Genomic DNA, 8,206 nt, shown 5'->3' with positions numbered 1-8,206 from the left:
GTGTGCATCCCCTAGGGCGAACGCCGGGACCCATACCGCGGAATCTATCGACCGCGGACAGTCGTCGTACCGCGCGAAACAGCGCAACGACCAATCTTTGAAATAATGACGTCCTGTGGCTATGGGTCCCGGCGTTCGCCGGGACGACAGTCCCTGTTGGGCTGGCTACGTCGCAACTCTCGCGATACGCGCCGCCAACTCAATTCGAGCTATCGATCAAGCTCTCCAGCAGCCGCTTCAGCTCGCTCGTCGACTTGTCGCCGTAGCTCTCCAGGATATGCTCCTCCTGGTCGACTGCGAGCGAGTTGAGCTTCCTGCACAGCACTTTGCCGCGGTCGGAGATGAACATCAGCACCTTGCGGCGGTCGTTCGGGTCCTGCACGCGATAGACCAGCGTGTCGGACACCATGCGGTCGATCATCTTGGTCAGCGTCGGATGGTTGAGCAGCACCGCGTCTGCAAGCTCGCCCATCGAATGGCCATCGCCGTCCGACAGCACTTTCAGGATGCGCCATTGCTCGACGGGAACCCCCTCCTTGCTCAACCGCAGTTCGAGCTGCCGGTTGATCTCCCGGTTAGCTTGCGCAAGCAGGTAAGCGAGGTGTTCGGTGATTGGAGCGTTCGGTTGTTTTGCCACGGCTAAGACTTCGTCTTGACCCAAATGAGTGAATGTCTTGCAATCAATGCTGCTTCTATATGCACTTCAATTCTTGAATATTCAATATTTTCAAAATAGGATGATTGCACAACAAAAGGGCGGAAGCCGCGGCCGCCTGCTCAATGTGCTTTCAGGTCTGGTACCGGACAGGAGTTGGCGTGCGCGCGACGGTAAACTTCCCGGCTCACAGCGGTCCGGCGTTGCCGCCGTCCTTGCTGTTCAGGAATCTGTCGTCATCGGCGGCTGATGGTGCGTTGTCGCCCAGCGATCATGCCTTTCTTCGTCGTCGCGGTACGAACAAGCTGCGCGTCGGCTGCTTCATCTGCTGCAGCGGCTCGCCCGGTATCTGGGGGCCGTGCGCCACCAACACCGCGCAGCTCGCGGTCGCCGAGATCAACAAGCGTGGCGGCATTTTGGGGCGCGAGATCGAGCTGTCGATCTATGATGCCGGCGGCCCGCTCGACGGTGTCCTGAGCCGCGCCAAGCAGGCGGCCGTCGACGACGAGATCGATCTCATCATCGGCATGCACACCAGCGCGGTTCGCGTCGCGCTCCGCAAGATCACCACCGCGAACCGGATCCCCTATATCTACACGCCCGTCTATGAAGGTGGCGAACTGACGCCGGGCGTCATGGCGATCGGCGAAACGCCGCGCTGGCAGAGCCGCCCTTCGATCCACTGGCTGGCGGACGTCAAGAAAGCGGCGCGCTGGTACCTGATCGGCAGCGACTATGTCTGGCCGTGGCAGTCGCACCGCGCGGTGAAGCGCTACATCAAGGAAACCGGAGGAAGCGTCGTCGGCGAGGAGTTCGTTCCTCTCGGCGAAGACAACCACGAGCCGCATCTGGAGCGTATCCGCGCTGCAAAACCGGACGTCGTCCTGATCTCGCTGATCGGTACCGACAGCATCACCTTCAATCGCGCCTTCGGCGAGTGCGGTCTTGCCGCGACAACGCTGCGGCTGGCCGGTGCGATGGACGAGACCGTGCTGCTCGGCATCGGCGCCGACAACAGCGAGAACATGTTCTGTGCCTCCGGCTATTTCCCCGGCGTCGGTTCGCGCGCCAATGACGATTTTCAAAGCCGCTATCGCCAGATGTTCGGACCGAACGCAGCGCCGATCGGCTCGCTGGGCCAGTCCAGCTATGAGGGCCTGCGGTTCCTTGAAGCTGTCGCGAACAAGGCCGGTTCGTTGGCGATGGGGCCGATGCTCGCGGCGGGGCGCAACATCGATTACGGCGGCGCGCGCGGCCCGGTGGTCGTTCGCAACGGTCACGCCCGGATGCAGATGTATCTCGCCGAGGCCGATGGCCTCGACTTCAAGCTGATCAAGCCGATCTGAGGCACCAGCGGCAATCCGGACACGCGCCAACGCAAAATAATACTTGAAAAGGAAAATATTTCCGTTTTGAATGTTTCGGCGAGGCCGGTGGTGCGTGCGTCGCGCCGGGGCGATCGCGCCCAACGTTCCGAGAGACCGTTTCAAGAAACTTCAGGAGAGCGCCGTGCCAGTTGTCCTTCCCACGCCAGCCCAACTTCGCAGCGTCGCCGAGCAGTGCGGCCTCGCGCTGACCGACGACGACGTCGCCTCGTTCCGCGGCCTGATGCAGGGCTCGATCGATGCCTACAACCTCGTCGGCGCCATGCCTGACGAGGTGCCGGCGGTGAAATATCCGCGCACGCCGGGGTATCAGCCGTCGGCGGAAGAGAATCCGCGCAACGCCTGGTATCGCAAATCGACCGTGAAGGGCGCAGCTCACGGTAAGCTCAAGGGCAAGACCGTCGCGCTGAAGGACAACATCATGCTGGCCGGCGTGCCCATGATGAACGGTTCGACCACGCTCGAGGGCTATGTTCCCGATTTCGACGCCACCATCGTCACGCGCATGCTCGATGCCGGCGCCGAGATCGCCGGCAAGGTGCACTGCGAATCCTTCTGCATGTCGGGCGGCAGCCATACCAACGCGGTCGGCGCCGTCCATAATCCTTACAAGATGGGCTATTCGGCCGGCGGCTCGTCCTCCGGCAGCGGTGTCGTGGTTGCGCTCGGCGAAGTCGACATGGCGATCGGCGGCGACCAGGGCGGCTCGATCCGCATGCCGTCCTCGTTCTGCGGCACCTACGGCATGAAGCCGACCTGGGGCCTCGTGCCCTATACCGGCATCATGCCGATCGAGATCTTCGTCGACCACACCGGTCCGATGACGGCGACCGTCGCCGACAACGCGCTGCTGCTCGAAGTGCTCGCCGGCGATGACGGCTACGATCCCCGCATCAAGGCACCGAAGGTCGAGGAATACACCAAGGCGCTCGGCCAGGGCGTCAAGGGCATGAAGATCGGCATTTTGAAGGAAGGCTTTGAGCAGGCGACTGCCGAGGCCGCCGTCAACGAGAGTGTCCGCGAGGCCGCCAAGCGCTTCAAGGACCTCGGCGCCACCGTCGAGATCGTCTCGATCCCGATGCACCTCGTCGGTCCCGCGATCTGGACGCCGATCGGCACCGAGGGCATGACCCAGACCATGATGTATGGCGACGGCTACGGCCTCTCCCGCTCCGACCTCTATTCGACCTCGCTGATGGACTTCCATCGCGGCTGGCGGCGCCAGGCGGACTCGCTGTCGGAGACGACAAAGCTGTTCCTGCTGCTCGGCACCTACATCAACAACACCTTTGGCCCCCGCTACTACGGCAAGGCGCTCAACATCTCGCGCCGTCTGACCGCGGCCTATGACAAGGCGTTCGGCGAATACGACCTCTTGCTGCTGCCGACGACGCCGATGAAGGCGACCAAGCTGCCGGAACCGACCGCCAGCCGCGAGGATTACGTCGCCCGCGCACTGGAGATGATCTCCAACACCGCGCCGTTCGACATCACCCATCATCCCGCGATGTCGCTGCCCTGCGGCATGGTCGACGGCCTGCCGGTCGGCCTGATGCTGGTCGGCCGCATGTTCGAGGAATCCACCATCTACCGCGCCGCGCACGCTTTCGAGCAGATCGGTGACTGGAAGAAGATGTGAGCAAGGCATTGATGCAGACGGACGGAACACCAGAGCGTTTTCGAGCGAAGTGGATACCGGTTCGCGTCAAGAAAACGCGTCAAAACAAGAATCTAGAGCCCCGTTCCGATTTCATCGGAACGGGAAAGGCTCTAGCGCATGGCTAACGCGTTCGTCGCGGCTTTCGAGATTCTGAGCTTTGGCGCGATCATCGTCCTGATCGTGCTGGGGCTCGGGATCATCGCCAGCATGATGGGCATCTTCAATTTCGCGCAGGGCGAGTTCGTCCTGCTCGGGGCCTACATCACCTATCTCGCCTACGCCAAGGGCCTGCCGATCTGGACCGGCATGGTTGCAGCACCTTTCCTGGTCGGTGCGCTCGGCTTCGTGCTGGAGGCGCTGATCATCCGCCGCTTCTACGCCGCGCCGATCGTCGCCATGCTCGGCACCTACGCGCTCGGCCTGATCATCCGTGAATCCGTGCGCGGGCTGATCGGCGGCTTCTATCTCACCGTGCCCGAGCCGATCGGCGGCTCGATCGACATCGGCACCATGCACATCTCGGCGTGGCGCTTCACCATCATTGTCATCACGCTGCTGGTCATGGTTGGCTGCTATCTTCTGCTATCGCGCACGAATTTCGGTCTGCGCATGCGTGCCACGCTGGAGAACCCGTCGCTGGCGCGCGCATCGGGCATTTCGACGCCCCTGATGTACGGCGCCACGTTTGCCTTTGGATCGGCACTCGCCGGCCTTGCCGGTGCGCTGATCGTGCCGGTGTTCAGCCTCTACGCCGATCTCGGCATCCGCTTCCTGATCCAGGGCTTCGTCGCCGTCATGGTCGGCGGTGTCGGGTCCTTCATCGGGCCGGTCGCCGGCGCCGGCGTGATCGGCACGCTCAGTGCCGCGCTGCCCTGGGTCATGGCGCCCGTGGTCGCCGACGTCCTCGTCTTCGTTCTCGCTATTGCCTTCATCAAATTCCGGCCGCAGGGCCTCATCGCTGGAAAAGGGGTTTAGTCATATGTTCGATCGTCAACTCTCACGGCGCCGCTTTATGTCCAATTTCGCCTTCGCGTCCGGTGCGGTCGCGACCGGTGTCGGCAGCTGGGTGATCCCGGCGCCCTGGGCCAACGCGGCCGAAGCCCCGATCAAGGTCGGCATCGCGACCGATCTCACCGGTCCGATCGCCTACGCAGGCAACGCCGACGCCAATGTCGCAAAAATGGTGATCAAGGAGATCAACGCGGGCGGTGGCCTGCTCGGCCGTCCGCTCGAGCTCTACATCGAGGATACCGCCTCGAACGAATCGGTTGCCGTCGGCAACGTGCGCAAGCTGATCCAGCGCGACAAGGTCGACATGGTGCTCGGTGGCATCACCTCGTCGATGCGCAACGCGATCAAGGACCCGATCGTGGCGCGCGGCAAGACGCTTTACATCTATCCGCAGCTCTACGAAGGCAAGGAGTGCACGCCCTACCTGTTCTGCACGGGCCCGACGCCGGCGCAGCAGTGCGACGAGTTCATTCCCTGGCTGATCAAGAACGGCGGCAAGAAATTCGCGCTGCCGAGCGCCAATTATGTCTGGCCGCACACGCTCAACGTCTATGCCCGCAAGGTGATCGAAGCCAATGGCGGCGAGGTCGTGTTCGAGGAGTACTACCCGCTCGACCAGGTCGACTTTTCGTCGACCGTCAACCGCATCATCTCCAACAAGATCGACGTCGTCTTCAACACCGTCATTCCGCCGGGCGTCGGCCCGTTCTTCAAACAGCTCTACGAAGCGGGCTTCCTCAAGAACGGCGGTCGTCTGGCCTGCGTCTACTATGACGAGAACACGCTCAACATCAATCAGGCCGCCGAGATCGAGGGTCTTGCGAGCTGCCTCGACTATTTCAAGGTGCTGACCAAGGAGAACCCGTTCGACGCCAAAATCCAGGCCGCCTATGAAAAGGACTTCCCGGGCAACTTCCTTTTCGCTGCCGGAAGTGCCGCGACCGGCACCTATCGCGGCCTCAAGCTGTGGGAAGCCGCCGTCAAGGAGGCCGGCAAGGTCGACCGTGACTCGGTCGCCGCTGCGCTCGACCATGCCAAGATCGCGGAAGGTCCGGGCGGGCCGGCCGAGATGGTGCCGGGCAAGCGCCACTGCAAGATGAAGATGTACACCGCCGTCGCCAAGGCCGGGAACTACGAGATCGTCGGACGCAGCGACGGTCTCGTCGATCCCAAGGAATGCTAAGGTCAAATGCCGAAGTCGATGGGCGCAGTGAAACAGGCAATCCCCGCCGAGATCGGCGGGGAGGCGGACGTGGCAATGGGTAGCAGCGGCACGGCGGTACAGGCCGCCGCGGGACGAAAGATCCTCCCGATCGTGGAGGGCGTGGTGCTCGTCGCCGCGCTCGTCGCGCCGCTGGTGCTGCAGGATTACCTCACGGTGTTCGCAACGCGCGTGATCATCCTTGCGTTGTTTGCGCTGTCGTTCGATCTGGTCTGGGGCTATGCCGGCATCATGAGCTTCGGCCAGGCCCTGTTCTTCGGCTCGGCCGGCTATGGCGTGGCGCTGCTGGCGCGCGATCTGGACATCACCAACATCTTCCTGGTGCTGCCGGCGGGCACGCTGATCGGTCTCACCTTTTCGCTTTTGCTTGGCGGCTTCCTGCTGCTGGGCCGGCATCCATCCAGCGTGATCTTCGTGTCGCTCGGCACCTTGACCGGCTCCTACGCCGCCGATCGCCTCGCGCGCGGCTGGTATTATCTTGGCGGCCAGAACGGCATTCCCTCGATTTCATCGATGACGCTCGGTGGCTACGAATTCTCGGAAGGCCCGGCGTTCTACTACCTCGTGCTCGGCATCCTGATCGTCGTCTATTTGCTCTGCCGCTTCCTGGTGCGATCGCAGTTCGGCCTGGCGCTGGCAGGCCTGCGCGAGAACGAGCAACGTATCGCCTTCTTCGGCTACAAGGTGCAGCATCTGAAAGCGATCATCTTTGCGATCGGCGGCGCCATCGCGGGGCTCGCCGGGAGCCTTTATGCGTTCCACGAAGGTTTTGTCTGGCCCAACATGGTCGGCGTCGTCGTCTCGACGCAGGTCGTGCTCTATGTGCTGTTCGGGGGCTCGGGCACGCTGATCGGCGCCGTCATCGGCACTGTCATCGTCGAGGGCGTCAGCTTCTGGCTGTCGGACAATTATCGCGACATCTGGCCGATCATTCTGGGATTGTTGCTGCTGCTCGTGATCCTGTTCCGGCCGCTCGGCTTGATCAGCTTTGTACTGGGTGAGCGCGAGCGGGTCGGCAGCTTCGGGGCCAAAGCCAAGGAAAGCGTCAAGGAGAAGCGCAATGCTCCTTGAAGCCGCTGGCATCTCAAAGATATTCGGCAAGCTCACTGCGCTCGATGGCGCCGCACTGACCGTCGGCGAGAACGAGTTTCACGGCCTGATCGGCCCCAACGGCTCCGGCAAGAGCACGCTGATGAAGTGCATTGCCGGCGCTGAAGTGCCGACGCAGGGCAAGGTGAGCTTCGTCAACACCGACATCACCGCCTTCACGCCGACCGAGCGGGCGCGCGCCGGCATGAGCCTGAAATTCCAGATCACCAGCGTGCTGCCGACGTTGACGCTGTATGACAACATCCTGCTCGCGCTGCAGGCGCAGTCCTCGCTGCTCGACCTCGTGTTCTCGCGCACCAGGAGTGCGCTGCATGATCAGGTCATGACCATGCTGATGCAATTCCGTCTCGCCGATCGCGCCTTCGATCCGGCAGCGGCGCTGTCGCACGGCCAGCAGCAATGGCTCGAGATCGCAATGGCGCTCGCGGGTAAACCCAAACTTCTCTTGCTCGACGAGCCGACCGGCGGCATGAGCCTGGAGGAGCGTCGTGTCACCGGTGAATTGCTCCAGCCGATCAAGCAGCATTGCTCGCTCGTCATCGTCGAGCACGACCTCGATTTCATCCGCGACATCTGCGATCGGTTGACCGTGCTCGATCAAGGCAAGGTGCTGGCATCAGGCACCGTGTCCGAGATCCAGGCCAACAAATCCGTTCAGGAGATCTATCTGCGCCGTGCCTGAATTTTTGGACATCAAGCATCTCGACGCCGGCTATGGCCGCAGCCAGGTCCTGTTCGACGTCAATCTCGGCATTCCCTGGCGCGGCGGCGTCGCCGTACTCGGGCGCAATGGCGCGGGCAAGACCACGCTGATGAAGACCATCGTCGGCGAACTGCCGGCGTGGAAAGGCGAGGTCGGCTTCGACGGCCGCGACATCAGCCGCCGCGCGACCCAGGAGCGCGTCCGCGCCGGCATCGGCTACGTGCCGCAGGAGCATTCGGTGTTCGCGCGCCTGTCGGTGCGCGACAATCTCGCGGTCGGCTCGCTGGCGAGCAGGAAGGCCGACGCCGTCGACCACGTGCTGACCATCTTCCCGAAACTCGGCCAGCGCCTCGACCAGCCCGCCGGCACGCTCTCCGGCGGCGAGCGCAAGATGCTCGCCATCGGCCGCGCCATGCTGGGCGATCCAAAATTGCTGCTGCTCGACGAGCCGACCGAAGGC

Annotated in this window: 8 protein-coding genes; 7 read left to right on the top strand and 1 reads right to left on the bottom strand. The window is 63.0% G+C overall.

Annotated features, from left to right (window positions below):
• Positions 1-199: 199 nt before the first annotated feature.
• A complete protein-coding gene (locus FXB40_RS33020) occupies positions 200-637 on the bottom strand; it encodes a MarR family winged helix-turn-helix transcriptional regulator (protein WP_148776443.1) in 438 nt (145 codons plus the stop codon).
• A 179-nt stretch (positions 638-816) separates the two neighbouring features.
• Here FXB40_RS33020 and FXB40_RS33015 point away from each other — a divergent pair, with 179 nt between their 5' ends.
• The 7 genes from FXB40_RS33015 to FXB40_RS32980 all read left to right on the top strand — a co-directional run.
• Positions 817-2,001 carry a substrate-binding domain-containing protein gene (locus tag FXB40_RS33015; protein ID WP_246208115.1) on the top strand — a complete coding sequence of 395 codons (1,185 nt, stop codon included), beginning with the start codon at positions 817-819 and terminating at the stop codon, positions 1,999-2,001.
• Positions 2,002-2,164: 163 nt separating this feature from the next.
• A complete protein-coding gene (locus FXB40_RS33010; RefSeq protein ID WP_148776441.1) occupies positions 2,165-3,679 on the top strand; it encodes an amidase in 1,515 nt (504 codons plus the stop codon).
• A 138-nt stretch (positions 3,680-3,817) separates the two neighbouring features.
• Entirely contained in the window at positions 3,818-4,675 is an 858-nt protein-coding gene (locus tag FXB40_RS33000; protein WP_148776439.1) for a branched-chain amino acid ABC transporter permease, read from the top strand.
• 4 nt (positions 4,676-4,679) lie between these two features.
• Entirely contained in the window at positions 4,680-5,894 is a 1,215-nt protein-coding gene (locus tag FXB40_RS32995) for a substrate-binding protein (protein WP_148776437.1), read from the top strand.
• 6 nt (positions 5,895-5,900) lie between these two features.
• The gene (locus FXB40_RS32990) at positions 5,901-7,004 is read left to right on the top strand and encodes a branched-chain amino acid ABC transporter permease (protein WP_148776435.1); all 1,104 of its coding nucleotides are present in this window, start codon (positions 5,901-5,903) and stop codon (positions 7,002-7,004) included.
• Positions 6,994-7,725 (top strand): ABC transporter ATP-binding protein, encoded by a 732-nt coding sequence (locus FXB40_RS32985; protein WP_148776433.1) that lies wholly within the window; start codon positions 6,994-6,996, stop codon positions 7,723-7,725. The genes FXB40_RS32990 and FXB40_RS32985 overlap by 11 nt, the downstream gene beginning before the upstream one ends.
• Positions 7,718-8,206: ATP-binding cassette domain-containing protein (locus FXB40_RS32980; protein ID WP_148776431.1), on the top strand; the 489-nt coding region annotated here is incomplete at its 3' end. The genes FXB40_RS32985 and FXB40_RS32980, both read left to right, overlap by 8 nt.

The organism is Bradyrhizobium rifense (assembly GCF_008123425.1).
Taxonomy (GTDB): Bacteria; Pseudomonadota; Alphaproteobacteria; order Rhizobiales; family Xanthobacteraceae; genus Bradyrhizobium; species Bradyrhizobium rifense.
This window is presented reverse-complemented; position numbering and strand designations above follow the sequence as displayed.

Bases quoted from the DNA above. Each gene is read 5' to 3' on its own strand.
- FXB40_RS33000 (WP_148776439.1), top strand. From the start codon at position 3,818: ATGGCTAACGCGTTCGTCGCGGCTTTCGAGATTCTGAGCTTTGGCGCG.
- FXB40_RS32995 (WP_148776437.1), top strand. From the start codon at position 4,680: ATGTTCGATCGTCAACTCTCACGGCGCCGCTTTATGTCCAATTTCGCC.
- FXB40_RS32990 (WP_148776435.1), top strand. From the start codon at position 5,901: ATGCCGAAGTCGATGGGCGCAGTGAAACAGGCAATCCCCGCCGAGATC.
- FXB40_RS32985 (WP_148776433.1), top strand. From the start codon at position 6,994: ATGCTCCTTGAAGCCGCTGGCATCTCAAAGATATTCGGCAAGCTCACT.